Annotated in this window: 27 protein-coding genes and 1 pseudogene; 19 read left to right on the plus strand and 9 right to left on the minus strand. The window is 69.8% G+C overall.

Translation table 11 applies throughout. The features are described 5' to 3' along the window. Window positions 1–16: 16 nt before the first annotated feature. Window positions 17–808: a CPBP family intramembrane glutamic endopeptidase gene (locus GRS48_RS02670; protein ID WP_159483373.1), complete on the minus strand. Its 792-nt coding sequence runs from the start codon at window positions 806–808 to the stop codon at window positions 17–19. 88 nt (window positions 809–896) lie between these two features. Further along, complete coding sequence (locus GRS48_RS02675) at window positions 897–2,189, minus strand: glucose-6-phosphate isomerase (RefSeq protein WP_159483374.1); 1,293 nt, start codon at window positions 2,187–2,189, stop codon at window positions 897–899. A gap of 353 nt (window positions 2,190–2,542) precedes the next feature. Here GRS48_RS02675 and GRS48_RS02680 point away from each other — a divergent pair, with 353 nt between their 5' ends. Next, window positions 2,543–3,859: an MFS transporter gene (locus GRS48_RS02680; RefSeq protein ID WP_159483375.1), complete on the plus strand. Its 1,317-nt coding sequence runs from the start codon at window positions 2,543–2,545 to the stop codon at window positions 3,857–3,859. An 86-nt stretch (window positions 3,860–3,945) separates the two neighbouring features. On the opposite strand, the gene GRS48_RS02685 is transcribed toward GRS48_RS02680, so the two are convergent. Both GRS48_RS02685 and GRS48_RS02690 read right to left on the minus strand, forming a co-directional pair. Continuing rightward, complete coding sequence (locus tag GRS48_RS02685) at window positions 3,946–4,383, minus strand: DUF5809 family protein (protein ID WP_159483376.1); 438 nt, start codon at window positions 4,381–4,383, stop codon at window positions 3,946–3,948. 36 nt (window positions 4,384–4,419) lie between these two features. Next, entirely contained in the window at window positions 4,420–4,989 is a 570-nt protein-coding gene (locus tag GRS48_RS02690; protein ID WP_159483377.1) for a DUF5810 domain-containing protein, read from the minus strand. 212 nt (window positions 4,990–5,201) lie between these two features. On the opposite strand from GRS48_RS02690, the gene GRS48_RS02695 reads away from it, so the two are divergent. From GRS48_RS02695 to GRS48_RS02715, 5 genes are read left to right on the plus strand one after another with little or no spacing between them, the layout of a single operon-like run. Continuing rightward, complete coding sequence (locus GRS48_RS02695; protein WP_321168254.1) at window positions 5,202–6,425, plus strand: translation initiation factor IF-2 subunit gamma; 1,224 nt, start codon at window positions 5,202–5,204, stop codon at window positions 6,423–6,425. Window position 6,426: 1 nt separating this feature from the next. Beyond that, window positions 6,427–6,894 carry a DUF188 domain-containing protein gene (locus GRS48_RS02700; RefSeq protein WP_321168255.1) on the plus strand — a complete coding sequence of 156 codons (468 nt, stop codon included), beginning with the start codon at window positions 6,427–6,429 and terminating at the stop codon, window positions 6,892–6,894. A 29-nt stretch (window positions 6,895–6,923) separates the two neighbouring features. Beyond that, the gene (locus GRS48_RS02705) at window positions 6,924–7,505 is read left to right on the plus strand and encodes a DNA-directed RNA polymerase (RefSeq protein WP_159483379.1); all 582 of its coding nucleotides are present in this window, start codon (window positions 6,924–6,926) and stop codon (window positions 7,503–7,505) included. After that, entirely contained in the window at window positions 7,505–7,702 is a 198-nt protein-coding gene (spt4, locus tag GRS48_RS02710; RefSeq protein ID WP_159483380.1) for a transcription elongation factor subunit Spt4, read from the plus strand. The genes GRS48_RS02705 and spt4 overlap by 1 nt, the downstream gene beginning before the upstream one ends. Before the next feature lie 36 nt (window positions 7,703–7,738). Beyond that, window positions 7,739–8,311: a GTP-dependent dephospho-CoA kinase family protein gene (locus tag GRS48_RS02715; RefSeq protein WP_159483381.1), complete on the plus strand. Its 573-nt coding sequence runs from the start codon at window positions 7,739–7,741 to the stop codon at window positions 8,309–8,311. 177 nt (window positions 8,312–8,488) lie between these two features. Here the strand turns inward: GRS48_RS02715 and GRS48_RS02720 are convergent, their stop codons facing one another. Continuing rightward, window positions 8,489–8,776 carry a transcriptional regulator gene (locus tag GRS48_RS02720; RefSeq protein WP_159483382.1) on the minus strand — a complete coding sequence of 96 codons (288 nt, stop codon included), beginning with the start codon at window positions 8,774–8,776 and terminating at the stop codon, window positions 8,489–8,491. Between the two features lie 185 nt (window positions 8,777–8,961). Here GRS48_RS02720 and GRS48_RS02725 point away from each other — a divergent pair, with 185 nt between their 5' ends. The 4 genes from GRS48_RS02725 (at window position 8,962) to GRS48_RS15305 (ending at window position 11,589) form a co-directional block, all read left to right on the plus strand. After that, window positions 8,962–9,270 (plus strand): 30S ribosomal protein S24e, encoded by a 309-nt coding sequence (locus GRS48_RS02725; protein WP_159483383.1) that lies wholly within the window; start codon window positions 8,962–8,964, stop codon window positions 9,268–9,270. A gap of 14 nt (window positions 9,271–9,284) precedes the next feature. Continuing rightward, window positions 9,285–10,997 (plus strand): bifunctional N(6)-L-threonylcarbamoyladenine synthase/serine/threonine protein kinase, encoded by a 1,713-nt coding sequence (locus GRS48_RS02730; protein ID WP_159483384.1) that lies wholly within the window; start codon window positions 9,285–9,287, stop codon window positions 10,995–10,997. A gap of 43 nt (window positions 10,998–11,040) precedes the next feature. After that, window positions 11,041–11,328, plus strand: a complete 288-nt coding sequence (locus GRS48_RS02735; protein WP_159483385.1) for a DUF5808 domain-containing protein — start codon at window positions 11,041–11,043, stop codon at window positions 11,326–11,328. Window positions 11,329–11,454: 126 nt separating this feature from the next. Further along, window positions 11,455–11,589, plus strand: a complete 135-nt coding sequence (locus tag GRS48_RS15305) for a hypothetical protein (protein WP_255473041.1) — start codon at window positions 11,455–11,457, stop codon at window positions 11,587–11,589. Here GRS48_RS15305 and GRS48_RS02740 read toward each other — a convergent pair whose 3' ends face one another. From GRS48_RS02740 to pyrH, 4 genes are all read right to left on the minus strand, one after another. After that, window positions 11,590–12,624, minus strand: a complete 1,035-nt coding sequence (locus tag GRS48_RS02740) for a sensor histidine kinase KdpD (RefSeq protein ID WP_159483386.1) — start codon at window positions 12,622–12,624, stop codon at window positions 11,590–11,592. Between the two features lie 143 nt (window positions 12,625–12,767). Next, window positions 12,768–13,091 carry a hypothetical protein gene (locus GRS48_RS02745; RefSeq protein ID WP_159483387.1) on the minus strand — a complete coding sequence of 108 codons (324 nt, stop codon included), beginning with the start codon at window positions 13,089–13,091 and terminating at the stop codon, window positions 12,768–12,770. Then, window positions 13,092–14,930: a lysine--tRNA ligase gene (gene lysS, locus GRS48_RS02750; RefSeq protein ID WP_159483388.1), complete on the minus strand. Its 1,839-nt coding sequence runs from the start codon at window positions 14,928–14,930 to the stop codon at window positions 13,092–13,094. Then, on the minus strand, window positions 14,927–15,646 hold the full coding sequence (gene pyrH, locus GRS48_RS02755; protein WP_159483389.1) for a UMP kinase: 720 nt from the start codon (window positions 15,644–15,646) through the stop codon (window positions 14,927–14,929). The genes lysS and pyrH overlap by 4 nt, the downstream gene beginning before the upstream one ends. Before the next feature lie 647 nt (window positions 15,647–16,293). On the opposite strand from pyrH, the gene GRS48_RS02760 reads away from it, so the two are divergent. The 9 genes and pseudogenes from GRS48_RS02760 to GRS48_RS02800 form a co-directional block, all read left to right on the plus strand. Beyond that, the gene (locus GRS48_RS02760; protein ID WP_159483390.1) at window positions 16,294–17,175 is read left to right on the plus strand and encodes a molybdopterin synthase; all 882 of its coding nucleotides are present in this window, start codon (window positions 16,294–16,296) and stop codon (window positions 17,173–17,175) included. 336 nt (window positions 17,176–17,511) lie between these two features. Beyond that, window positions 17,512–17,772 (plus strand): hypothetical protein, encoded by a 261-nt coding sequence (locus GRS48_RS02765; RefSeq protein ID WP_159483391.1) that lies wholly within the window; start codon window positions 17,512–17,514, stop codon window positions 17,770–17,772. Window positions 17,773–17,956: 184 nt separating this feature from the next. After that, the gene (locus tag GRS48_RS02770) at window positions 17,957–19,108 is read left to right on the plus strand and encodes a site-2 protease family protein (RefSeq protein ID WP_159483392.1); all 1,152 of its coding nucleotides are present in this window, start codon (window positions 17,957–17,959) and stop codon (window positions 19,106–19,108) included. Between the two features lie 11 nt (window positions 19,109–19,119). Then, window positions 19,120–19,920 carry an FkbM family methyltransferase gene (locus tag GRS48_RS02775; RefSeq protein WP_159483393.1) on the plus strand — a complete coding sequence of 267 codons (801 nt, stop codon included), beginning with the start codon at window positions 19,120–19,122 and terminating at the stop codon, window positions 19,918–19,920. Between the two features lie 80 nt (window positions 19,921–20,000). Beyond that, window positions 20,001–20,399, plus strand: coding sequence for a DUF5778 family protein (locus GRS48_RS02780; protein WP_159483394.1), 399 nt, complete (start codon window positions 20,001–20,003; stop codon window positions 20,397–20,399). Window positions 20,400–20,506: 107 nt separating this feature from the next. After that, the gene (locus GRS48_RS02785) at window positions 20,507–21,277 is read left to right on the plus strand and encodes an alpha/beta fold hydrolase (protein WP_159483395.1); all 771 of its coding nucleotides are present in this window, start codon (window positions 20,507–20,509) and stop codon (window positions 21,275–21,277) included. A 372-nt stretch (window positions 21,278–21,649) separates the two neighbouring features. Then, window positions 21,650–22,327 carry a DUF2391 domain-containing protein gene (locus tag GRS48_RS02790; RefSeq protein WP_235027972.1) on the plus strand — a complete coding sequence of 226 codons (678 nt, stop codon included), beginning with the start codon at window positions 21,650–21,652 and terminating at the stop codon, window positions 22,325–22,327. Window positions 22,328–22,410: 83 nt separating this feature from the next. Beyond that, window positions 22,411–23,151 (plus strand): DUF2391 family protein, encoded by a 741-nt coding sequence (locus GRS48_RS02795; protein ID WP_159483396.1) that lies wholly within the window; start codon window positions 22,411–22,413, stop codon window positions 23,149–23,151. A 252-nt stretch (window positions 23,152–23,403) separates the two neighbouring features. Beyond that, window positions 23,404–23,769 (plus strand): annotated as a pseudogene (locus GRS48_RS02800) (Hsp20/alpha crystallin family protein); the annotation flags it as partial. Window positions 23,770–23,919 lie beyond the last annotated feature (150 nt).

Below are 23,919 nucleotides of genomic sequence, written 5' to 3' on the forward strand. Positions count from 1 at the left end.
CCGTCCCGCGGAGGGCTCACAGCACGCCGGCGAGGAGTACGGCGTAGATCGCGGCGTTGTACGCGCCGTGGGCCAGCCCGGGGACCACCACGTTCCCCGTCCGCTCGTACAGGAGGCCGAGCACGCAGCCGAGCAGGACGACGACGCCGACGTACGCGAGCTGCTCGGGGAGCGCGCCCTCGATCGACGGGAGGTGGATGACCCCGAAGACGAGGCTCGCGATCAGGATCGCCGGACCCGCGTCGAACGCCCGCCGCAGCCCCCCTTGGACGACGCCGCGGAACAGCAGCTCCTCGATCGGACCGACTACGAGCAGCGAGACGGCGATCATCGCGAGGTAGTAAGGGACCGGGTCGCCGGCGGCGACGGTGGCTCGGTTCTCCCCGGTCGTCAGCCCGACCTCCGCGAGCACGAGCAGCGCCCCGTACTGGAGCGCCAACAGTCCGACGGCCCCGCCGACGACGAGGGCGGTGTCGATCCGGGACGGGCGGGCGACGTCGACGACGTCCCACTCGTCGGTGAACGCGAGGTAGCCGACGACCGCGAGCAGGAACCCGCCGAACTGCACGACGGTCCGGAGGACCTGCCACGCGCTCGTCCCCTCGGCCACGAGGCCGGCGCTCACGGCGAGTCTCGCCGTCGGGCCGGTGATCGCGGAGGCGACGAGGAGCGCGAACACGACCACGACCACCGCGCTCGCTACGCGAGTGACCCGCTCCAGCGGGACGGCGAACCTGGCGACGGGATCGGAGGCGTCGCGGGCGTCTTCACCGTCGCGATCCGATCGACCCTCACGGTCCTCGCTCATCGCCAGCCGTAGGGTCGGCGACGGTTTCAACGCTCCGGAAGGCGGGCGCTGGCGACGTCAGATGCCGGTCCTCACGTCGTCCGGCGGCCTACGACCGTTCGATACGCAGCTCGCGTTTGTCCGCGACGGCGGCCGCCTCCTCGAAATCGCCGCCGCCGAGGAGCCCCCGAGCGGCCTTCTTGCCCCACTCGACGGCGGGCTGGGTGAACGTCGGGACGCTCGCGAGCTCCCCGTAGAGGACGCAGGCGGCCTCCATCCCGTAGAGCAACTCCCCGAGCGCGCGCTCGTCGACCCGGTCGATCTCGACCCTGACGTTGGGGACGCCGGCGGCCGCGAGGCTCGCTTCGGTCGCCTCGAACTCCGCGTCGAGGAGGTCGCCGAGCGAGGAGCCGCCGAGGTAGGCGAGCCCCTCGAGGTCGGTTTCGGGGATGGGCGTCGACGCACGCTCCCGCGGCCGGACGACCGTGACGAGTTTGTCGCGCGGGCCGGCGCGGTACAGCTGGAGCTGTGAGTGTTGGTCGGTCGCTCCGAGCGCGCGCACGGGAGTCTGCCCGAGGCCGTCTTTCCCGAGGCTCTCGGCCCACAGCTGTGCGAACCACTCCGCGAACGTCTCGAGCGACTCGGCGTAGGGCATCACGGCGTTCGTGAGCGCGCCGCGCTCGGCGAGCGCGTACGTCGTCGCGCCGTAGGCGTACGCGGGCGACTCGAACAGCGAGCCGGCGAGCGCGTCGCGACCGTCCCGCCCGCCCGCGAGGACCGCCTCGATGTCGTGGCCCTGCAGGGCCGCGACCGCGAGCCCGACCGTCGAGAGCACCGAGAAGCGTCCAGAGACGCCTTCGGGAACGTCGAGCGCGGGGAGGTCGTGGCGGTCGGCGAGCCGGCGCAGGTTTCCTTCGTCGCCCGTCGTGACGAGGGTCCGTTCCGTCCAGTCGACCCCCGCGTCGGCCATCGCCTCGCGCACGACGAGGAAGTTCGCGAGCGTCTCCGCCGTGGTGCCCGAGTTGGAGACCACGTTGACGACGGTGTCCGCGAGCGGGAGCTCGGCGAGCAGCGCGTCGACGGCGTCGGGGTCGACGTTGTCGAGGACGTACGCGTCGGCGTCGCCGCCGAGCGCGTTCGACAGCGTCGCCGCCCCCAGCGCGCTCCCGCCGATACCGACCGTCAGCACGGCTGCGGGGTCGTCGAACGCGCCCGTCGCCGCGCGGATCGCCGCCGGGTCGGTGGTTTCGGGCAGGTTCAGCGCGGCGTACCCGAACTCGTCGTCGGCCATCCCCCGCTCGATCCGCTCGTGTGCGTCCCCGACGCGCTCGTCGAGCCGTTCCAAGGTCGCCTCCGTCACGCCCGGGGTCGTTCCCAGCGCGTTGCCGATGTCTACGTCCATACACACTCACGCGGGCGAGCGGGCCTTAAAGCGTGGGCGTCGGCCGCGGTCGCGTCGCCCCTGCGGCTCGCGGGCCGAGTGGGGGCGACCCGCGGATCGAGGCGGGACGGGCCGCTAGCACAACAGTGTTGTTCCACCGGACGCTTCGACAGGTATGGACGCGTTATCGAGGGTGCATAGCGATCGATGAGCGTGACGTATCCCGTTCGGACGACGACGACCCTCACACCGGCGGCCTTCACACCGGCGGCCTTCACACCGGCGACCCTCACACCGGCGACCCTCACACCGAGGAGCCTCGCTTCCGCCACGACGACCTCCGTCGCAACGACTGACCTCCTCGCCCGCCGTCGATGAAGAACCTATTGGGCGTCAACCCGCAGGTGTTGGCGCTCGCGCTCGCCCGGATGTCCGAGTCGGTCGGCAACTCGTTTCTCGTCGTGGTGCTCCCGCTGTTCATCGCGACGGACTTCGTCACCGGGGCCACCTTCGGGCTGACCGAGGTGTTCATCACCGGGCTCATCCTCTCGGTGTTCGGGTTCGTCAACAGCCCGCTCCAGCCGTTCACGGGGCGACTCTCCGACCGGACCGGCAAGCGCAAGGTGTTCGTCCTGTTCGGGCTCGTGCTCATCGCGGCGGCGAGCTTCGCGTACTCGTTCGCGACGACGTACTGGCACCTCATCGGCCTCCGGGTGTTCCAGGGGATCGCGGGCGCGTTCATCATTCCGACGACCGTCGCGCTCGTCAACGACCTCGCCACCGACGAGAACCGCGGCGGCAACATGGGGACGTACAACACGTTCCGGCTCGTCGGCTTCGGCGTCGGCCCGATCGCCGCGGGCGGGGTGATCGCCGCCGGGCCGTACTCGATCCCCCTCGGCGCGACGACGCTCGCGATCTCCGGGTTCGACGCGGCCTTCTACTTCGCGGCGTTCACCGCCACGCTCGCGTTCTTCCTCGTGTTGGCGCTCATCCGTGACCCGTCGGTCGAGCCCTCCGAGTCCGACGAGTCCGTTCTCGACGGGATCCCGATCCTCGACCGGAGCGGGTCGAACCTGCTCGACCCCGTCTTCGCGCTCGGCGTCGTCTCCTTTTTCATGGCGGTCGGCATCGCCGTCTTCGCCACGCTCGGTGAGATCGTCAACACCCAGCTTGACCAGGGGCCGGAGATGTTCGGGCTCCAGTTCGCAGCGTTCGTGCTCGCGCAGATCTTCTTACAGGCCCCGATCGGTCGAGCCACCGACTTCTACGGCCGCAAGGCGTTCATCGTCGTCGGGACGGTGCTGCTCGTCCCCACGACGCTCGTGCAGGGGTTCATCCCCGACATCACGCTGCTTTCGGGGGTCGTCTCGGACTCCTGGCTGATGTTCATCGCGCGCTTCCTCCAGGGGGTCGCCGGCGCGATGGTGTTCGCGCCCGCGCTCGCGCTCGCCGGCGACCTCGCGCCCGAGAACCGGTCGGGAGCGACCCTCTCGGTGTTGACGATGGCGTTCGGCTTCGGCGTTGCGTTCGGGCCGCTGCTCTCCGGGTTCCTCGTCGCCTGGGGCTTTGCGGTCCCGTTCGCGTTCGCGGCCGCGCTCGCGATGATCGGCGTCGTCCTCGTCGTCACGCAGGTCGACGAGGTGATGACGCCCCGGCGGCCGATCCCCTTCATCGGCTACGTCACCTGACCGGTCAAGCAGCGGGGGTCTCACTCGGGCGTTCTCGTGGCTCCCGACGATCCGGATCGGTGGTGGACGGTTCCTTGCCGTGTCGTTCAGCGACCCGACGCGGTGAACTCCTCCCGGTAGACGCGTCCGAACGCGTTCCGCCGGAGGGTGCTAACGGCCGCCGCCTGCTCCTCGTGGAACGTCGTCGCGATCACGGCGTCGGCGAAGGGGATCGGGTGCCACGTGATCCGGTCGACGTGATCCGAACCAAGCGTGACGACGTCCGCCTCCGTGAACTCGCTGTCGGCGAGCCACGCGTCGAACTCGTCGCGGTCGCCGACGTGGACCGCGAGCAGCTCGGCGAAGATCGCGTCCCGGGCGGTCTCGATGACCTCCGGACGGACCCGCTCGTCGTACTCGTCGGCGTCGAACTCCATCGCCTTCGTCGTCTCGCGCACGACGACCCGCGCGGCGGGGCCGGCGTCCTCGTAGCGCTCGAGCGCCGTCGCCCGCGTCGTCGGCGCGAACGCACCGATCGTTTGCATATCGGTCGGTTGTCCGGCGACCCAAAAGGGGTTGCGCTACGCGTCGGCCGGGTCGCTGCGATCGTCCCCGCCGCTTCCGTCGCTTCCGCCGCTTCCGTCCCTTCCGCCGCTTCCGTCGCTATCGCTCGCGCTCTCGCCGGTGTCCAGTTCGTGATCGCCATCGTCCGAACTGTCGTCCTGCCCGCCGTCCTCTCCGTCCTCTCCGTCCTCTCCGTCCTCGTCGTCGTACATCTCGCGGGTCAGTGCCCGCGCCTCGCGGAGCACGGCCGCCGTCTCGGGGTCGGTTCCGGCGTCGTCGACACCGAGCCCCTGGCCGCCGTCGCCGCTTCTCGTGCCGCGTCCGTGGCCGACGTGCCCGCCCGCGTCGACGCCGGGTCGGCCGCGGTCGACGGTGTCCTCGAACGTCTCGTGGTACGTCGCGTCCTCGGCGTGCGGGACGACGGCCTCGGCGAGCCCCTCGGGATCCATCCCGCCCCAGCCGGGGGCGTGCTCGTCGAGCCACGCCTCGTGGTCGTCGCCGTGGATCATCGCCGTGAACGCGAGGTGGTGCGCGAGGTGTTCGCCGTCTCGCTGCGGGGTATCACACACCGGGCAGGCGTATCCCATGACGGGACCGCCTACGCCGCTCGGGCCTAAAGCGGCGTCGGACCCGTTCGGTCGTTCCCGACGCGACGCCGCTCCCGCTCCTTTCGTCGCCTTGGGTCCACTCGCTGTCGCCCACCGCGTCCACACCGCCCTCGTGACGCCGCTAGAACAGCAACTTTATCACTCGCACGGGGCGAAATTCGCACAAGACTGCTCCCTTGGGAGGTTCAACAGTGACTCAAGCCAACACACAACCGGAGGTGAACATCGGTCTCGTCGGTCACGTCGACCACGGGAAGACGACGCTCGTCCAGGCGTTGTCCGGATCGTGGACCGACCAGCACAGCGAGGAGATGAAACGCGGGATATCCATCCGGCTGGGGTACGCGGACGCGACGTTCCGTCGCTGCCCCGGCGTCGACGCGCCCGAGTGTTACACCATCGACGAGGAGTGTCCGGACGGCTCCGAGAGCGAGGTCCTGCGGACGGTCTCGTTCGTCGACGCCCCCGGACACGAGACGCTGATGGCGACGATGCTCTCCGGGGCCTCGATCATGGACGGGGCGGTGCTCGTCGTGAGCGCGACCGAAGACGTCCCGCAGGCACAGACGGAAGAACACCTGATGGCGTTGAACCTCATCGGCATCGAGAACGTCGTCATCGCGCAGAACAAGGTCGACCTCGTCGACCGCGACCGCGCCGTCGACAACTACCGACAGATACAGGAGTTCGTCGAGGGCACGGTCGCGGAGGACGCGCCGATCGTCCCCGTCTCCGCCCAGCAGGAGGTCAACCTCGACCTCCTCATCGAGGCGATCGAAACGGAGATCCCGACGCCCGAGCGCGACCCCGACGAGGACGCGCGGATGTTCGCGGCCCGCTCGTTCGACATCAACCGCCCCGGCACGAACGCCGCGGACCTCAAAGGCGGCGTCGTCGGCGGCTCGCTCGTCCAGGGCGAGCTCGCGGTCGGCGACGGGCTCGAGATCCGCCCCGGCCGCCAGGTCGAGGAGGGCGGGCAGACCGAGTGGCAGTCGTTGGAGACGACGGTCCGGTCGCTACAGGCCGGCAGCCAGCAGGTCGACGTCGCCAAACCCGGCGGGCTGCTCGGCGTCGGCACCGGCCTCGATCCGAGCCTGACGAAGGGCGACGCGCTCGCCGGCCAGGTCGCGGGCGAGCCCGGCACGCTCCCGCCGACGCGCAACGACTTCGAGATGACGGTCGATCTCCTCGACCGCGTCGTCGGCGAGGGCGAGGTCGACGAGATCAGCACCGGCGAGCCCCTGATGCTCACGGTCGGCACCGCGACGACGGTCGGCGCGGTGACGAGCGCGCGCGACGGCGAGTGCGAGGTGAAACTCAAACGACCCGTCTGTGCGGAGTCGGGCGCACAGATCGCCATCAACCGCCGCGTCGGCGCGCGATGGCGCCTCATCGGCGTCGGGACGCTGTCGTAGCGTGCCCGGCACGGACCGCGGCGACGCGACGTACGGGCCGACGGCGGACGCCGACGACCGCGACGCCGACGGTCGCGACGACGGGACCGCCCCCGTCGTCGCGCTCGACGCGAGCGCCCTGATGGCCCCGATCGAGGCGAACGTTCGCCTGTTCGAGGAGCTCGATCGGCTCCTCGGGTCGCACGCGGCGGTCGTCCCTGCCGCGGTCGTCGCCGAGCTCGACGGGCTCCGATCGGGGGCCGGGACGGAGGCGACCGCGGCGAGCGTCGGCGCGGACCTCGCGGAGCGGGCGGAGACGGTCGAGACGGACGCATCGTACGCGGACGACGCGTTGGTCGAGCTGGCCACGACGGGCCGGGTCGGCTACGTCGTTACGAACGATCGACCCCTGGCGAGACGGGTGCTGGACGCGGACGTACCAGTAATCTGTTTAAGGGGTCGGAACACACTGGCGATAACGGAACCCTAGCGCAGGGATACAGCGCACACCCCACGCATATGTACAAACGAGTTCGACTCAAGGACACGGTCGAGGTCCCGCCGAAGCACCTGGCGGACGTCACCGACGAGCGGGTGAAAGCCCTGCTGCAGGACAAACTGGAAGGACGAATGGACGAGGACGTCGGCAGCGTCGTGAGCGTCATCGAGGTCCACGAGATCGGCGACGGCGCGGTGTTACACAACCGCCCCGGCGTCTACTACGAGGCGGAGTTCGACGCGCTCACGTTCGACCCCGACATGCAGGAGGTCGTCGACGGGACGGTCGTCGAGACGGTCGAGTTCGGCGCGTTCGTCGGGATCGGCCCGGTCGACGGGCTACTCCACGTCTCCCAGATCACCGACGAATACCTCACGTTCGACGGGGCGAACCAGCAGCTCGCCTCCTCCGACTCCGACAAGACGCTCGGCGTCGACGACGCCGTTCGCGTCCGCGTCGTGACGAAGAGCATCGACGAGCGCAACCCGCGCGACTCGAAGATCGGGCTCACGGCGAAACAGCCGGGGCTCGGCAAACACGAGTGGCTCGAAAGCGAGCGTCGCCGCCGCGCGGAGACCGGCACGGCCGCGGAGGACGACTGATGGCGGAGGACCGCCTCGCCTGCCGTGAGTGCCACCTGGTGAACGACCCGGACGCACAGACCTGCGAGCACTGCGGTTCCTCCTCGCTGACCGAGGACTGGGCCGGCTACGTCATCATCTCGCACCCCGAGGAGAGCCAGATCGCCGAGGAGATGAACGTCACCAAGGCCGGTTCGTACGCGCTCAAGGTCCGATAGCCGGCCGGCGTTCCCGAATTCCCGATAGTTCTCCCAATGCTCACGCTTCCCGACTCGCTTCGCGACGCGTTCAAGGAGCCGCTCGGCCCCGTGACGACCGACGCGGACGCGCTCCTCGCGGCCGCCGAGCGGACCCGTGAGACGCACGACGCCCCGGAAGCGTCCCTGATAGCGGTCGGCGACGTCGTCACGTTCCACCTCCGCGAGGCGGGACGGGTGCCCGACGTCGCGCTCGTCGACGGCATGACGGAACGCGAGGCGGTTCGCGCCGAGATCGACGACGCGCTCGGGGAGGCGACACAGCGACGGGTCTCCGTCTCGAACCCCGCCGCGGAGCTGACCGCGGAGCTGTTGTCGGCGCTCCGTGACGCGCTCGCCGCCGCGGAGCCGACCATCCTCGAAGTGACCGGCGAGGAGGACCTGGCGGCGCTCCCCGCGATCCTCGCCGCGCCCGTCGGGTCGACGGTCGTCTACGGCCAGCCCGGCGAGGGGATGGTCCACGTCGCTGTCACGCCGGACGCGAGGTCACACGCACGGGAGCTGTTCGACGCGATGGACGGCGACGTCGCCGGCGCGTATCGGGCGCTGGGCGTCGACCCGACGGCGTGAGACGCGAGGGACGACGTAACTCCCTGGACGACCGCGTAACTCCCTGGACGACCGCGTAACTCTCTGAGCGACCGCGCAACCCTCTGAGCGACCGCGCAACCCTCTGAGCGACCGCGCAACCCTCTGAGCGACCGCGTAACCGCGTGGAAGAGGACTCGGGATACCCGCGACGCGTGTCTACTCCTCGACTCGGTCGGCCTCGATGACCTCCCCGACGACGCTCCAGCCCTCCTCGTCGGGTCCCTGTCGTCCGAGCAGTACGCGCTCGTAGTCGTCCGAGGTGATCAGCCGAAACGACGCGTCGACGTCGGCGTCGACGCGGGCGCCCTCGCCGCGGAACTCGCGCTGGAAGAACTCCGTGGCGACGAACTCGTACACGCCGGCGTCGCCCGTGTCGAGTTCGAGCCGTACCGGTCGAGGCTGGACGTTGTGGATCCGCTTGGCGATCGGGTGTAGGTCGGCCATACGTGACCCACGGGGCGGTCGGGGAATAAAAGCCGTCGTGATGACGCAGTCGTGGCGGATCCCATCGTGGCCCGTCGGAGCCGGTCGGGAGACGCGAAACGGTCGTCGACGTCGCCCGCGCGGCGGGCAACACCCGCTTCGAAATCCTTTTACAGCTTTCGAGGGGAAGTAATGGTAACTGAACTATGGACGTCGATATCATCTCCGAGGAGGAGAACCCCATGCTACACCGTACAGACATTCGATTCGAGACGACCCACGAGGACGCGACGCCCTCTCGGCTCTCCGTGCGCGACTCGCTCGCCGCCAAGCTCGACAAGTCCTCGGACGAGGTCGTCGTCCACGAGCTCGACACGAAGTTCGGGATGCGCAAGACGGTCGGCTACGCGAAGGTGTACGACTCGGCCGCCGACGCGCTCGAGGTCGAACAGGAGTACATGCTCGAACGCAACAAGATCGGTGCCGAAGAGGACGCGGCCGCGGAAGAAGCCTGATACGGCCCTCTCGAATGCGAGTTCTCGGGATCGAGGGGACGGCGTGGTGTGCGAGCGCCGCCCTCCACGACTCCGGGTCCGACACCACTTTCATCGAATCCGACGCGTACGAACCCGATAGCGGCGGCATTCACCCGCGCGAGGCCGCCGAGCACATGAGCGAGGCGATCCCCGCGGTCGTCGACGCGGTCCTGACGCACGCGACCGACGAGTACGGCCCCGACGCGATCGACGCGGTCGCCTTCTCCCGCGGCCCGGGCCTCGGCCCGTGTCTCCGTACCGTCGGCACCGCGGCGCGGGCGCTCGCGGGGGCGCTCGACGTCCCGCTCGTCGGCGTCAACCACATGGTCGCCCACCTGGAGATCGGTCGCCACGAGTCCGGGTTCTCGAACCCGGTGTGTCTGAACGCCTCCGGCGCGAACGCGCACCTGCTCGGCTACCACGACGGGCGCTACCGGGTGCTCGGCGAAACGATGGACGCGGGCGTTGGCAACGCGCTCGACAAGTTCACGCGGCACGTCGGCTGGAGCCACCCCGGCGGGCCGAAGGTGGAGGCGGCCGCGTCGCGCGCCGACGCCGACGCGGACCTCCTCGACTTACCGTACGTCGTCAAGGGAATGGACTTCTCGTTTTCGGGGATCAGCTCCGCCGCCAACGACGCGGTCGACGACGGCGTCTCCGTCGAGGAGGTCTGTTTCTCGCTTCAAGAGCACGTGTTCGCGGTCCTGACGGAGGTGTCCGAGCGGGCGCTCTCGCTGACGGGGGCCGACGAGCTCGTCCTCGGCGGCGGCGTCGGGCAGAACGCCCGGCTGCGGGAGATGTTGGCGACGATGTGTGCGGAACGCGGGGCGCGGTTCCACGCGCCCGAGCCGCGGTACCTCCGCGACAACGCCGGGATGATAGCCGTGCTCGGCGCGAAGATGGCGGCGGTCGGCGACACCGTGCCGATCCGCGAGTCGGCGATCGACCCGAACTTCCGTCCCGACGAGGTCCCCGTGACGTGGCGTGAAGGGGAGCCGTCGGTCGTCCGGGACGCCGGGAGTGACCGTCGGGACGGGGAGGCAGGGAACGGGACCGCGGATGGTGACGCCGACCACCGGGGTGCGGAGGCGGTCGTCGACGTTCGCCCCCCGGACGACGCTCCGGGAGCCGGGGAATCGACCGATCCGTTGACCGCCGGGCGACGGGTCCGCAAGCGCCGCGTCCCGAAGTCGTACCGCCACCCGGGGCTCGACGCCACGCTCCGTCGCGACCGGACCGTGTCCGAGGCGCGGCTGACGAGCGAGGCGCGCCGGGCCGGCGTTCCGACGCCGCTGGTGTACGACGTCGACGTCGCGGACGCGACCCTGACGCTCCAACACGTCGGGGACCGCGACCTCGCGGCGGCGCTCTCGCCCTCGCGCGCGCGGACGGTCGGCCGACACCTCGCGGGGCTCCACGGCGCGGGCGTCGTCCACGGGGACCCCACGACGCGGAACGTCCGGGTCGAAGCCGGGGCCGACGGCGACGACGACCGCGTCTTCCTCATCGACTTCGGGCTGGGCTATCACTCGGCCCACGTCGAGGACCACGCGATGGACCTCCACGTCTTCGAGGGGTCGGTCGTCGCGACGGCGACGGATCCCGACCCGGTTATCGAGGCGTTCGAGGCCGGCTACCGCGAGGTCGGTGCCGAGCGGGTCCTCGACCGGCTCCGGACCGTCGAAGGCCGCGGGCGGTACCGCTGACCCGTCGCCACGATTTATATTCCCGGCGCGTGACGTACCTACCATGGCAGACAAACCGTCGTCCGGAGAGATATTCGGGATCCCGTACAACTTCGAGCGACCGAGCATCGGGCGGCTGCTCTCCGCACACTGGCAGCCCGGGAAGGGGATGCTGGTGGAGAAGCCGTTCGGCATCGGCTACACGCTCAACCTCGCCAACTGGCGCTCGTGGGTCGTCGTCGCGGTCGCGGGCGGGCTCTACTGGCAGGGCAAACAGAGCGAGGCCGCGCGCGCCTCCGCGGCCGACGCGGCCGACGACGAGCCCGTCGAAGTGATCGTCGACGACGACTGACGCGGTCCGCGACGACGAAGCTCGGGCCGGGTCGGAGCACCGACCACGCCCGCTCGAAGCGGCCGGTTATCAACCCTGGGTATCGAGACGGACTTTTTAAGTAGTCGTCCGTCGTACGAACGGTCAATGAAGGTACAGTTCGAGTGCTCCTGTGCGGAGGAGATCTCCGAGTTCACGCGCGGACAGACCAGCCGCGGGATACACGTCGAGTGCGGGAACTGCGGTGCGGTGTACGCCGTGACGATCACCGAACTCGAGTGATCACGCTCGGCCATCCGCCCTTCCGCCGTCCGTCTTTTTGCCGTCCATCCTTCCGCCGTCCGTCTTTTTGCCCTCCGTCCTTCCGCCGTCCGTCCTTCCGCCGTCCGTCCTTCCGCCGTCCGCCGTTCCGACCGTGCCGGCATCGCCGGGTTTGGTCGCTCGGAAGCGAAGCTGTACCGTGGTCCCGTCGTCGGTGACGTCGAACCGGACGGTTCCCCCGTGGAGCTCGCACATCCACTTGACGAGCCACAGGCCGATGCTGCTCGCGTGTGACAGCGGCGTCTCCTCTTCGGCCCGCAACACCGCCTGCTCGCTTTCCGGGATACCGGGGCCGTTGTCCCGCACGCGCAGGCAGACCGCGGAGCTGTCGGCGTCGATCCGTGCGTCGAGCCGGCAGACTCGTTTGTCGTTGTGTGCGATCGCGTTCTCGAACACTTCCCGGACCGGGTAGCCGACGGACCGGTCCGCGTGGATCCACGCCTCGGACGGCGTTTCTACCGTGATGTCGACGCCGGCGGCGCGGACGTCGTCGACCGCCTCGTGGACGACATCGACCAGGTTCACGCGTGTCCGGTCCGTCGGCGAGACGTCCTCGACGACGCGGAGCTTCTCGCTTATCGCGACGACGTCGTCGGTCGTCTCCTGGATCGTCTCGAGGTACCGGCGGCTCCGTTCGTCGTCGACGCGATCCTCCAGGAGGTTGGTGTAGCCCTGGACGACGTTGAGGTCGTTTCGGACGTTGTGGCGGAACACGCGACTCAACACCTGCAGCTGCTGATTCGAGGTCTCCAACTCGCGACGTGCGTCGTCCGCGCGTCCGTAGTGATGGGCGGCCACCCCGTAGACGACGAGCGCGGAGAGCGCGACGAGCAGCCAGCCGCCCGCCAACCCGGCCGCCCCCGTCGGCTCCGCCGTCGCGACGGTCGTCGCGAGCAACCGATCGATCGCCGGGACCCACACGATCCCGAAACCGAAGTAGACGACGGCGACCGTGAACGGCGACCGACCGAGCAGTTCACGCCCGATATCTTTCATACATGTATCACTTGAGACGAGCGGGAGCGTGTCGTAACGAACGGGTATCGGGCGACCGTATTAAACCTTCATCGTCGGCCGACGGCGGCCGCATCGCGTCGGATCCGCCTCGACCGATCGGGCTGTGCGACCGTCGTCGCCGGTCACCACGCCGTACAGTCCGCACAGACCGTCTCCCCGTCGTCGACCCATCGCCGTTCGACGACCGCGCCGCACCGATCGCAGGCGGCCCCGCCGGTCGTCCACGTCGACGTCGAGACGGCCGGGTCGACGTCGGCATCGGTGTCCGGGTCCGTGTCCGGGTCGGTATCCGCGTCGGTGTTCGCGCCGGTATCCGCGTCAGCGTTCACGTCGGTGTCGCCGTCGGCGTTCACGTCGGTATCCGCGTCGGCATTCGCGTCGTCCCCGTCGGACGCGTCCCCGTCCGGGTCGGCGGCGAAGTCGTCGAGGGTGGCGTCGTCGTCCATCTACGCCTCGCGCCGGAGCCGGGCAACGACGTAGTCGCGCTCGAGCTCGCCGAGGAACTCGCCGAGCCGCGGCCCCTGCGTCTCGTCGAAGAAGAGCCGGTACCCCGCCGCGAAGAAGTCGGCCACCTCGACGCCGTGTTCGCGGGCGGTTTCGTACATCTCGCTCTGGATCGCGTCGCCGTCGTGTCCCTCCGCGACGAAGTCGGCGAGGTCGTCGAGCGCGGCCGCCACCGCTGCGTCGAAGTCCGCGTCGGGCAGCTCGGTCTGGAGGCGGTAGTTGTACTCGTTGTCCATCCGCTCGGCCCAGTTGCGCGCGCGCTCGACGCGCTCGAGCGCCTCCGCGACCGCCCAGTCGGGGGTATCGTCCGCGAAGTGTCCCTCGTCGCGGGCGAGCTGTTCGCGGAGTTCGGGGTCGTCGACCATCCCGAGCACGGCGGCGAACGTGTACGGGAGCCGGACGCGGTCGCGCGGGTCGGCGTCCGGCGGCCGCTCGTCGGCGACGTCGCCCACGACGAACGGGTACGCCCGCTCCGCAAAGCGGACGAGCTCGGGATCGTCGACCTCGCCGAAGGACGCGCGCTCGAAGCGGTCGAAGCGGTCGACGAGCTGGTCGAGCCTGGCTAACTCGAGGTCGCGCGCCTTCTTCGGGTGGAGCGCGAAGAAGTACCGGAGCACCTCCGGCTCCAGCAGGTCGAGCAGCTCGGGCACGGTGACGATGTTGCCGGCCGACGAGGAGAGCGCCTCGCCGTTGAGGGTGAACCACTCGTACACCATCGGTACGGGGGGCTCGATCCCGAGGACGTTCCGGGCGACGTCGACCCCGGAGGGCCAGGAGCCCTCCGCGTGGTCCTTCCCGAACGGCTCGAAGTCGACCCCGAGCACCCGCCACTGGCCGGGCCACTCGAGCCGCCACGGGAGCTTCCCCTCGCGGAACGTCGCGGTCCCCTCGTGGCCACAGCCCTCGATCGTGTCGCCGCCGACGTCCATGTCGGCACAGACGTAGTCGACGGTCCCCGCCTCGACGTCGACGGCGGTCACGCGCTCGGTCACCTTCCCGCAGGACGCACAGACGGGGTTGAACGGGACGTACTCGTCGTCGACCTTGTCCTGATACGTCGAGAGCACCTCGCGGACGCCCTCGAGGTCGGCGAGGACGGCCCGCGTCACGTCGTCGAACGCCCCTTCGGCGTACAGATCGGTGTTCGAGAGCATCTCGATGGGGACGCCCAATCGTTCCGCGTCCGCCCGTAACAGCCCGGCGAAGTGGGCCGCGTACGACGTCGCCTCGCCGAACGGGTCGGGGATCGACGTGTACGGCTTGCCGAGGTTCCGACCGAGCGCGCCGGCGTCGACGTCGCCCAGGCCGACGATCTCGCCGTCCGCGTTCGCGAGCTTCCGCGGGATCTTTCGGAGCGGGTCCTTGTCGTCGGAGGTGAACACCTGCCGCACCTCGTGGCCGCGCTCGCGGAGCACCTCGGCGACGAAGTAGCCGCGCATGACCTCGTTGACGTTCCCGAGATGGGCCACCCCCGAGGGGGAGACGCCGCCCTTGATCACGATCGGATCGTCGGGGTTCCGCGCCTCGATCTCGTCGGCGACGACGTCGGCCCAGAAGGCGTGGAACGCCGCGGGCTCCCCGTCGGCACTCGCCTCGTCCCCGTCGGCACTCGCCCCGTCCCCGTCGGCGTCCGTCACCCCGCCCGTCCTCCCGGCCGCTTCCGAGAGGATGTGCGGGGAGTCGTCGTGGGGCGTTCCGGCCGGACCGGCGGCTCGCTCGTCGGACTGCCGGCCGTCGGCCGTCCGCTCACCCGCCCCTTCCACGGGCTCCTCGTCGCTCATTCCGCACCCGCCCAGTAGCTGGGCTCGCCGGTACCGGCCGGAACGACGTCAGTCCCGGTGTGTTCGCCGCGCAACACCGCGTCGACGAGCACGGCCGGGTCCGTGCCGTCCAGGACGACCGAGCGGATCCCCGCGCGGTCGATCAGCTTGGCCGCGAGCAGGTCGACGGGGGCGGACGCCCCGGCGTCACGGCTCATCGGAAGGACGACGTCGACGAGCTCCGCCGGCGTCATCTCGGCGTACTGGGTCGCGTCCGCGTGGACGTTGGGGTCGGCGTCGTACACGCCGTCGGCGCTCGTCGCGTACACGAGGAGGTCGGCGTCGACGGCTTCCGCGAACGCGGCGGCGACGGCGTCCGTGGTCTGTCCGGGCGTTACGCCGCCCATCACCGACACCTCGTCGCGGCGGAGCGCCGCCGCGGCCTCGTCGTACTCCGTTGCGGGCGAGATGGTCGCGGCCTCGCCCAGCGCGGCGATCAGCAGCCGGGCGTTGAGCCGGGTCGTTCCGATCCCCAGCTGGTCGAGCTGGACCTCGTTGGCTCCCAGCTCGCGGGCGGCCTCGATGTACTCGCGCGCGACGCCGCCCCCGCCGACGACGACGCCCAGTTCACACCCGTCCGCCGCCAACCGTTCGAGGGCGTCGGCGTGAGCGGCGACCCGGTCCGGGTCGAGATCCGGCGCGAGCACGCTCCCGCCGATGGAAACGACGACTCTCATTGATCCCGGGTAGCCCGGTTGCGCTCTTAAGGATTGTCAAGCCGGGACGAACGGGCGGGCGTCGACGGCGATTGGGAACGCCGGATATCGGAGCACTCCCCGGCCGAGGGGAATATGGCGTTTATAAATGTCGAGAACGGCATCCGCGATCCTTATAAAGAGGTCCCGCTCAGACCGTATTCCCACCGTCGGCGCGCGCGAGAAACGCGCGCGAGGGAGCCCGCGACTGGCAGCAGCCAGTCGCGGCGAGGCTGGGGAGGTGTGAGGTGCGGTCGCGGTGCGGGGTGGGACTGGAAGGGGCAGCCGCGATCTCCGTGAGCGAAGCGAACGGAGGCTCGGGAGACTGCGTCTCCCGGTGGGACGAAGCACGGTGAAGCAAGCACCGCAGTACCCGCGGCGGCTCTTTTAAAGGGCCGTCGCGGAGTGTCCGAGGAGCGTAGCGAGCCGCGCGAGTCCTCGCGGCTGGGGCTTCCGAGGTAGCGGTCCGTGCGTCACTCATACCGATCGCAGGCAAATCGTCTTATAAGCGCATGGCCGGGGCTTCCGGTGCGGAAGTATCGGCGACTAATAGGTGGACATCATTCCTCACCTCGTCTACTCGATCACGAGCGGGAAACGCCTAAGCCGCTGGCTCCCCGCCCTCAGGTATGCAACCGATCTCGATCCTCGGCCCGGGGGCGACCGACCTCGCCGGAGCGCTCGCGGAGGGGTTCGACGGACGCGTCGCCGTCGTCGACCGCGACGACGGGACCGCCGAGGGGACCACCGACGGCGGCGTCTCGGTGCCGGACGACGGAACCCCTGCGACCGCGTCCGACACCTCCGAGACCGCTGACGCCGCAGATGCCGCCGAACCCGCCGCGACGTCGATACGGCTCTCGTCGGACGGCTCCTGGACCGGTCACGGAACCGTCGACGGCTTCGACGACCTGCTCGACGGGCTCGCGCCGGCCCACGACTACCTCGTCGCCGTCGGCTACACCCGCCTCCGCGTGCCCACGGTCCTGCTCGGGGCCGACCTCAACCCGGACGACGTCCCGGGCGACGTGATCGCGACCGCCGCTGCTCCCGGGGACCTCGATCTCGACGCGCTCCGCGCCGACCTCGACGCTGCGGAGCCGTGGATCACCCTCGAGGAGCTCGTGGACCGGGCCCGCGACGCGCCCGACGCGGACCGATCGGGCGCGATAGCGACCTTCACCGGGCGAGTTCGGGCGCGGGACGCGCCGGACGACGACCGAACGACCCACCTCGCGTTCGAGAAGTACGAGGGGGTCGCCCGCGAACGCATGAACGCCATCGCCGACGAGCTGACCGACCGGGACGGCGTCTTCGAGGTGCTCATGCACCACCGGACCGGCGTCATCGAGGACGGCGAGGACATCGTCTTCGTCGTCGTCCTCGCCGGCCACCGCGAGGAGGCGTTTCGGACGGTCGAGGACGGGATCAACCGGCTGAAGGACGAGGTCCCGATCTTCAAGAAGGAGACGACGGAATCCGAGGCGTTCTGGGTCCATCAGCGGGCGTAGCCGGCGATCGCTCCCACGACAGTTTATAAGGCCCGTATGGATCGGGCCGCTGCGCGGGGACCGCCGCATCCGCGGGCGAGCACGCCTCGGGCGATATGGCGGAATTTATTGCTGGTACGGCCGGCATAGTGTCGGCACTATCGACCGGTAGTCGCCGTCGGGTTCGGGTATCGATCGCGGCGTTAAAAACACCCATAAACTGTCTCGGACCCTCTGAAACGGTTCTGAACGGTTCGTCTGACACGTTTCATCTCCCCGGGCCGCCTGAAAGCGTCCGAACGCCGCCGAACGTTCTTCCCTTTATAACACCCTCCATGGACAACGGTTGGGTGTATCATGAGCGCGACTGCGACTCCCTCCACGGACGGGGGCCCGACCGAGGACCGAAGCAAGGAAGAGCGGCTGAAAACGTACCTGCTCGACCGCGCCGAGGACGGCGAGATGTACTTCAAGGGGAAGTTCATCTCGGAGGACGTCGACCTCTCGCCGAAGGAGATCGGCGCGCTGATGGTGAAGCTCCGGGACTCCGCCACTGAGCTCACCGTCGAGAAGTGGTCGTACACGGGCGCGACCACCTGGCGCGTCGAAACCGTCTAGTCGGGCGGAGGCGCACAGCGGTCCCCGTCGAGCGCCACGATCACCCGAACTCCCCGTTCTCCGACCCGTTTTCCCCTGGTTTCCACCCGTTGCGCTCCACCGATCGGGGACGGAACCGCCCGATCCCACCCACCGAGCCGCCGCCGACGCGGGGTTTATACACGCCCGTGGCTAACTCCTGACGATGCCAGACCGCGAGGACGGGTCGCCGTCGGCGGAGGCCGACGTCCCCCGTCCGGAGCCCCTCCGGACGTTCTTTCGGGTCGACGACGTCCACTACGACGACGGTCGCGTCCGATACCGCGGCGAGTCGTACATCCCGGAGCGAACGCTGTTGCGCAAGGTCGTTCCGGCGTTCCGCGACCGCGGGTACGACGTCGAGCTCGAGGTGACCGAGGCGGGCCACGTCCTCGTCGCGACCCCGTTCGACCACGGCCGCGACGGGGTGCCGTGGACGAACGTCGTCCTGTTCGTCACGACGGTGCTCACGACGCTGTTCGTCGGCGCGTACGGGTGGTACTACGTCCCGCTCGGCGAGATCCGCGCGAACCCCCTCACGATGCTGCAGGCGTGGCCGTTCACCGCCGCCGTGCTCGGCGTGCTGATGGTTCACGAGCTCGGCCACTACGCCGCGGGGAAGTACCACGGGATCGACGTCTCGCTCCCGTACGTGATCCCCTTTATCTTCCCGTTCGGGACGCTCGGCGCGGTCATCCGGATGCGCGGACGGATGCCGTCGCGGAAGGTGCTGTTCGACGTGGGCGTGGCCGGCCCGATCGCCGGGCTCGTCGCCACCGTCGTCGTGACGGTCATCGGGCTCTCGCTCGACCCGATCCGAGTGCCGGCGGAGGTCGCCAGCCAGTCGGGGACGATGATCCGCTTCAACAACCCGCCGCTGCTCACGCTCATCGCCGACCTGCTCGGCCAGCAGACGGGCTACGAGGACCCGGGGCTGGCGGCCCATCCCGTGATCATCGGCGGCTGGGTCGGGATGTTCTTCACCCTGCTCAATCTCCTGCCGGTCGGCCAGCTCGACGGCGGCCACATGATCCGGGCGATGGTCGGCCCGCGCCAGGAGACGATCGCGTCGCTCGTCCCCGGCGTGCTCTTCGGGCTCGCCGCGTACCTCTACTACTGGCGCGGCCTCGGGCTCGACCAGTCGGTCGGGCTGTGGGCGTTCTGGGGCGTGTTCGCCATGGTGATCGCCTTCAACGGGCCGGCGAACCCGGCCGAGGAGGATCGGCTCGGCCCCGCCCGCATGGCCGTCGGCGTCCTCACGTTCGCCGTCGGCGCGCTCTGTTTCCTGGTCGTCCCCATCGAGGTCGTCACGACCTGACCGAGTCACGCATGACCGACCTCCGAACGCGGCTCGAACGGCTCGGGTTCCGCGGCTACTACCGCCTCGCCGACCTGACGTACGCGCTCGGCGTCGCCACCCCGAAACGGACCGTGGCCGGCCGCTACTGGAGCTACGAGCCGACGAATCCGCACGGCGACGACCCGGGGCTGGCGGCCCTCGCGGACCTCCCGTCCGACGCGACCGTGTTCGACGTCGGGGCACACGTCGGCGAGCACGCGATCCCGCTGGCGGTCGGGACGGATCGGCGGGTCGTCGCCTTCGAGCCCAACGGGGAGAGCGCGGACCGGCTCGCGCGGAACGCCCGCCGGAACGGGCTCGACGGGAGCGTCGACCTCCGACGGATCGGCCTCGGCGACGCGAACGACGAGCTGACCTTCTACCGCTCGACGTTCTCGAAGTGTTCCGCGTTCGACCGCGCGGACGCGACCCGCTGGGGGGCGAGCGTCGCCGCCGCCGAGCGCGTCCCGATACGTCGGCTCGACGACCTCCTCGACGGGACGACCGCATCGGCGACCGACGGCACCCCGACCGCCGGCCCCGTTCCCGACCCCTTGCGCGACTCCGACCCCTTGCCCGATCCCGACGCGATCAAGGTCGACGTCGAGGGTCACGAGCTCGCGGTGCTTCGGGGGGCCGCGGGGACGATCGACCGGTGCCGACCGCTCCTCGTCGTCGAGACGCACGGCGCGGACGACGCGCGGGAGGTCCGTTCGTGGGTCACGGACCGCGGGTACGCCGTGGACGAGCGCGGTGACGTCCTCGTCTGTCGATCGTTCGCGGGCCCGTGACCGAGCCCCGGTGGGCGGCGGCCGCCACGGATCGCGACCGGATCGCCATCAGTTTAGTGGTCGGGACGGAACGGGTATCCATGAGCGAGACCCTCGACTCGGACCTGTACCAGCGGACGAAGGCACTGCTCGAGCCGGGCGAGATCGAACTCGTCGGCTGTATCGTCCACACCGACCTCTCCGGGCAGGAGGACCTGGAGATGCACGAGCTGACCGTCGCGACCAACGACGTCATCGCCGAACACGCCGGGAGCGGGGAGACGTACATCGAGGCGGGCAACGACGACACGTCGTTCTCCTCGAACCAGTTCCAGGGGCGTACCCTCGAGGACGAGTCGTTCGTCTGGGAGTGTCAACAGCTCCTCCGCGACGGGACCTTCGACCTCGTGTTCTACTACGAAGCCGGGGTCGACCAGGACGCGCTCGCCACGGCCCTGGGGGAGCTCGACGGCGTCGGCGACGTGACGCAGGTCCCCTGACGGGCGACCCGGCCGGTGGAACGGGTGGAACTGCTGTGTACCCTCTTCACGCGAACGGGGTCGCCCCGCGGATCCCTTTTATAACCCGGCCACGGGAACGGTCACGCATGGAGCGGATAACCCATCACGGGCGGGAGACCGCCTACCGAGTCTCGGATCGCGGCGGGGACGGTCCGGCCGTCTGTTGTGTCCACGGAAGCGGCGGGTCCTCGGAGGTGTGGAAGGCGCAGGCCCGGCTGTCGGACCGTTTCCCCGTCGTCTCGCTCGACCTCTCGGGCCACGGCGAGAGCGACGACCTGGACGCCGACCCCGGCTACGAGACGCTCGGCGCGTACGCGGACGACGTCGCCGCCGTCATGGACGCGACCGGCGCGACCGTCGTCTGTGGCAACTCGCTCGGCGGGGCGGTCGCCCAGTGGGTCGCGCTCGAACACGACGTCGCGCTCGACGGACTCGTGCTCGCGGGCACCGGCGCGAAGCTCGCCGTCCTCGAGGACCTCCTCGGCTGGCTGGCGACGGACTTCGACCGCGCCGTCTCCTTCCTCCACGGCGAGGACCGGCTGTTCCACGACGCGCCCGACGAGTACGTCGAGCACTCGGCGGCGACGATGCGCGCGTGCGGCCGCGCGGTGACGGAACGCGACTTCCGTACCTGCCATCGGTTCGACGTGCGCGACCGGCTCGTGGAGATCGACGTCCCGGCGCTCGCGGTCGTCGGCGAGCATGACCGGCTCACGCCCCCGGCGTACCACGACTACTTCGCCGACGAGATCGCCGACTGTGAACGCGCCGTTATCGAGGACGCGGCACACCTCGCGATGATCGAACAGCCGGCGGCGTTCAACGCGGCCGTGGGCGCGTTCGTCGACCGGCTCTAGTCACCGCCTTCGCCTCGTCAGGGACGTCGTGGCGCGCCGCCAACGGCCGCTCACCGGGCGGTAGACGCCGGCTTCCGGGCGACGCTCACGGGTCATCGGTCGCTCCGCGGATCGCCTGTCTCTTAAAAATCGTGTCGGATCTGGCGAGGTCTCCCGCGCCCGATCCTCTTCTCGTTTCGAACGCGTCGGCGGACGCTCTCGTCGATACTCCGTTCCGTTCGTCGCCGATGGGTCGTGTGTTCGATAGCGTCCGTACTCACCTCTTGATACATGCTAACACACCAACAGTCATAAACGATGCGGTTGCGGCGACCGTTGCACCCGCCCTGGCGGTCCGACACACCTTTGAAGAGCGGCTGTCGATCCGCGGCCATGAGGAACGACGACCGTTCGGGTCCGCCCCCGGCCGACGGGGTTGACCCCCGGGTCAGCGGCGTGTCCAACGGCGGACCCGAGAACCCGGACATCAACGACCTGTTGGCGAAGCTGGACGCGCTCGAGGGGGTCGTCGACGACGACGCCGAGCGCCGCAAGGTCCGCCAGACGATCGCCATGGTCGAGCGGATGCCGGGGAGTTCGGCGTTCCGGACGCGGATCAGCAAGTACACGAGCCGGGACGTCGCCGAGTCGTTCGTGGGGGCCGTGCTCTTCTCGCTCCCGCTGCTCGTGGAGGACGGCGTCTTCGAGATCGCGGAGTGGTTCCTCGCGGTCACCGTCGTGGGGGTGCCGGTGTTCTTCGTCGGCAACGCCCTGTTCGTGCTCGCGATGACGGCCGGCCTGCTCTACTACGCCGACTTCCGGCAGGTGCAGGTGACGAAGCCGATCTTCGGCGTCATCCCCCGGCGATACGTCGGCGTCCTGGCGGTGTCGCTTTTCACCGCCGTCTTCATGCTGATGCTGTGGGGACGGCTCCACTCGGGAGACCCGACGGCGGCCGAACGGCTCGCCCGAGTGACGGTGATCTGGGCGGTGGCGGCGTTCGGGGCGGCGCTGGGTGACATCCTCCCGGGCGAGTCGAAGGGCGCGGACATCAGCGATCGCTTCGACTGACGCGAGGCGCGGGCCGAGCCCGCGTCCACCGCGTCCGCCGGGACGCCGACGGCTTTTATAAACCCCGCCGTGAGCCATGACGTATGAGCCACGACGAGGGACCGGGAGCGCCGTCGGGAGGCGGCGCGGGGGGCGGGGGCGGGGGCGACTGGGGCGGTAACTCGGATCGGGACGTCGGCATAAGTCGGCACGTCGATCCGGAAAACCCGGACATCAGCGACCTGCTCGACAAGCTCGACGCGTTGAAAGAGACGGTCGACGAACCCCACGAACGGGAGAAGGTCCGCCAGACGATCTCGCTCGTCGAGCGGATGCCGGGGAGTTCGGCGTTCACGACGCGGATCAGCAAGTACACGAGCCGGGACGTCGCCGAGTCGTTCGTCGGCGGGATCGTGTTGTCGCTCCCGCTGCTCGTGGAGGACGGCGTCTTCGACATCGCCGCGTGGTTCGTGGCGTCGACGGTCGGACCCGTCCCGGTGTTCCTCGCGTTCAACGTCCTGTTCGTCGTCGCGATGACGACGGGGCTGTTGTACTACGCCGACTTCCGTGACGTCCGGATCGAGAACCCGCTTCTCGGGATCGTCCCGCACCGACTCGTCGCCGTGTTGCTGATCTCCTTTACCGTCGCCTTCTCGATGATGCTCCTCTGGGGCCGGCTCCACGAGGGCGATCCCCCGGCGGTGGAGGCGTTCGCCCGGGTGACCGTGATCTGGGCGGCGGCGGCGTTCGGGGCGGCGCTGGGGGACATCCTCCCGGGCGAGTCCGAGGGGCGGAAGCTCGGCGACCGCTTGGGCGACCTCGGCGAGTCGCTCCGCGACGACTGACCACGGCGCGTCCCCAGTGTGGCCGGGATCACGCGGGAACCCGAGACCGGTTCGTCGGTCCACTCCCTCTCCGATCCAGCGACCGGTTCGTCGGTCCACTCCCTCTCCGATCCAGCGACCGGTTCGTCGGTCCACTCCCTCTCCGATCCAGCGGCCGGTCGACCCCCGCTCCGGCGGTCCGTCGGCCCACGCTCGGCCTCGATCCGACCCACGTACCACACCTTTTTCGCCGGTGACCCCCAACGGCTACATATGTCAGCGCTGCGCGATGCGCTTCGGGACCTCCCGGACGCGGTGTTTGCGGACCTGCTCGAATCCGACGACGCGTACGTGCTCGTCGTCGACCTCCCCGGCGCGACCGCCGACACGACGGAGGTCCTCTCCGAGGACGGCCGCCTCGTGATCGAGGCCCGCCGCGAGAAGGCGACGCCCGAAGGGTTCCGGTACGTCCGCGAGGACCGGCCGTTGTTCCTCGACGCCGAGCTCCCGCTGCCGTCCGACGCCGACGGCACCGCGGCCGACGCCGAGATGGACCGCGGCGTGCTCGAGGTCACCCTGCCCAAACGGGCCGGCGGCGATTCGAACCCCATCCCCATCGACGGGGACGACGACGGGGACGGAGACGACCGGGAGGGAGACGCGGGAGCCGGCGGTGCGGACGAAACGGGGGACCACGCCGCCGATGGCACCGACGTCGACGTGGGCGACGGCGTGGACCACGACGTGGACGCCGACGATGACCCCGCGGGCGACCCCGACGAGGAACGT

Source organism: Halorubrum sp. JWXQ-INN 858, from assembly GCF_009806985.1.
In the GTDB taxonomy this organism is placed as follows: domain Archaea; phylum Halobacteriota; class Halobacteria; order Halobacteriales; family Haloferacaceae; genus Halorubrum.

Coding starts and splice junctions, on each gene's coding strand:
- GRS48_RS02670 (WP_159483373.1), bottom strand. CDS start 808: ATGAGCGAGGACCGTGAGGGTCGATCGGATCGCGACGGTGAAGACGCC.
- GRS48_RS02675 (WP_159483374.1), bottom strand. CDS start 2,189: ATGGACGTAGACATCGGCAACGCGCTGGGAACGACCCCGGGCGTGACG.
- GRS48_RS02680 (WP_159483375.1), top strand. CDS start 2,543: ATGAAGAACCTATTGGGCGTCAACCCGCAGGTGTTGGCGCTCGCGCTC.
- GRS48_RS02685 (WP_159483376.1), bottom strand. CDS start 4,383: ATGCAAACGATCGGTGCGTTCGCGCCGACGACGCGGGCGACGGCGCTC.
- GRS48_RS02690 (WP_159483377.1), bottom strand. CDS start 4,989: ATGGGATACGCCTGCCCGGTGTGTGATACCCCGCAGCGAGACGGCGAA.
- GRS48_RS02705 (WP_159483379.1), top strand. CDS start 6,924: ATGTACAAACGAGTTCGACTCAAGGACACGGTCGAGGTCCCGCCGAAG.
- spt4 (WP_159483380.1), top strand. CDS start 7,505: ATGGCGGAGGACCGCCTCGCCTGCCGTGAGTGCCACCTGGTGAACGAC.
- GRS48_RS02715 (WP_159483381.1), top strand. CDS start 7,739: ATGCTCACGCTTCCCGACTCGCTTCGCGACGCGTTCAAGGAGCCGCTC.
- GRS48_RS02720 (WP_159483382.1), bottom strand. CDS start 8,776: ATGGCCGACCTACACCCGATCGCCAAGCGGATCCACAACGTCCAGCCT.
- GRS48_RS02725 (WP_159483383.1), top strand. CDS start 8,962: ATGGACGTCGATATCATCTCCGAGGAGGAGAACCCCATGCTACACCGT.
- GRS48_RS02730 (WP_159483384.1), top strand. CDS start 9,285: ATGCGAGTTCTCGGGATCGAGGGGACGGCGTGGTGTGCGAGCGCCGCC.
- GRS48_RS02735 (WP_159483385.1), top strand. CDS start 11,041: ATGGCAGACAAACCGTCGTCCGGAGAGATATTCGGGATCCCGTACAAC.
- GRS48_RS15305 (WP_255473041.1), top strand. CDS start 11,455: ATGAAGGTACAGTTCGAGTGCTCCTGTGCGGAGGAGATCTCCGAGTTC.
- GRS48_RS02740 (WP_159483386.1), bottom strand. CDS start 12,624: ATGAAAGATATCGGGCGTGAACTGCTCGGTCGGTCGCCGTTCACGGTC.
- GRS48_RS02745 (WP_159483387.1), bottom strand. CDS start 13,091: ATGGACGACGACGCCACCCTCGACGACTTCGCCGCCGACCCGGACGGG.
- lysS (WP_159483388.1), bottom strand. CDS start 14,930: ATGAGCGACGAGGAGCCCGTGGAAGGGGCGGGTGAGCGGACGGCCGAC.
- pyrH (WP_159483389.1), bottom strand. CDS start 15,646: ATGAGAGTCGTCGTTTCCATCGGCGGGAGCGTGCTCGCGCCGGATCTC.
- GRS48_RS02760 (WP_159483390.1), top strand. CDS start 16,294: ATGCAACCGATCTCGATCCTCGGCCCGGGGGCGACCGACCTCGCCGGA.
- GRS48_RS02765 (WP_159483391.1), top strand. CDS start 17,512: ATGAGCGCGACTGCGACTCCCTCCACGGACGGGGGCCCGACCGAGGAC.
- GRS48_RS02770 (WP_159483392.1), top strand. CDS start 17,957: ATGCCAGACCGCGAGGACGGGTCGCCGTCGGCGGAGGCCGACGTCCCC.
- GRS48_RS02775 (WP_159483393.1), top strand. CDS start 19,120: ATGACCGACCTCCGAACGCGGCTCGAACGGCTCGGGTTCCGCGGCTAC.
- GRS48_RS02780 (WP_159483394.1), top strand. CDS start 20,001: ATGAGCGAGACCCTCGACTCGGACCTGTACCAGCGGACGAAGGCACTG.
- GRS48_RS02785 (WP_159483395.1), top strand. CDS start 20,507: ATGGAGCGGATAACCCATCACGGGCGGGAGACCGCCTACCGAGTCTCG.
- GRS48_RS02790 (WP_235027972.1), top strand. CDS start 21,650: ATGAGGAACGACGACCGTTCGGGTCCGCCCCCGGCCGACGGGGTTGAC.
- GRS48_RS02795 (WP_159483396.1), top strand. CDS start 22,411: ATGAGCCACGACGAGGGACCGGGAGCGCCGTCGGGAGGCGGCGCGGGG.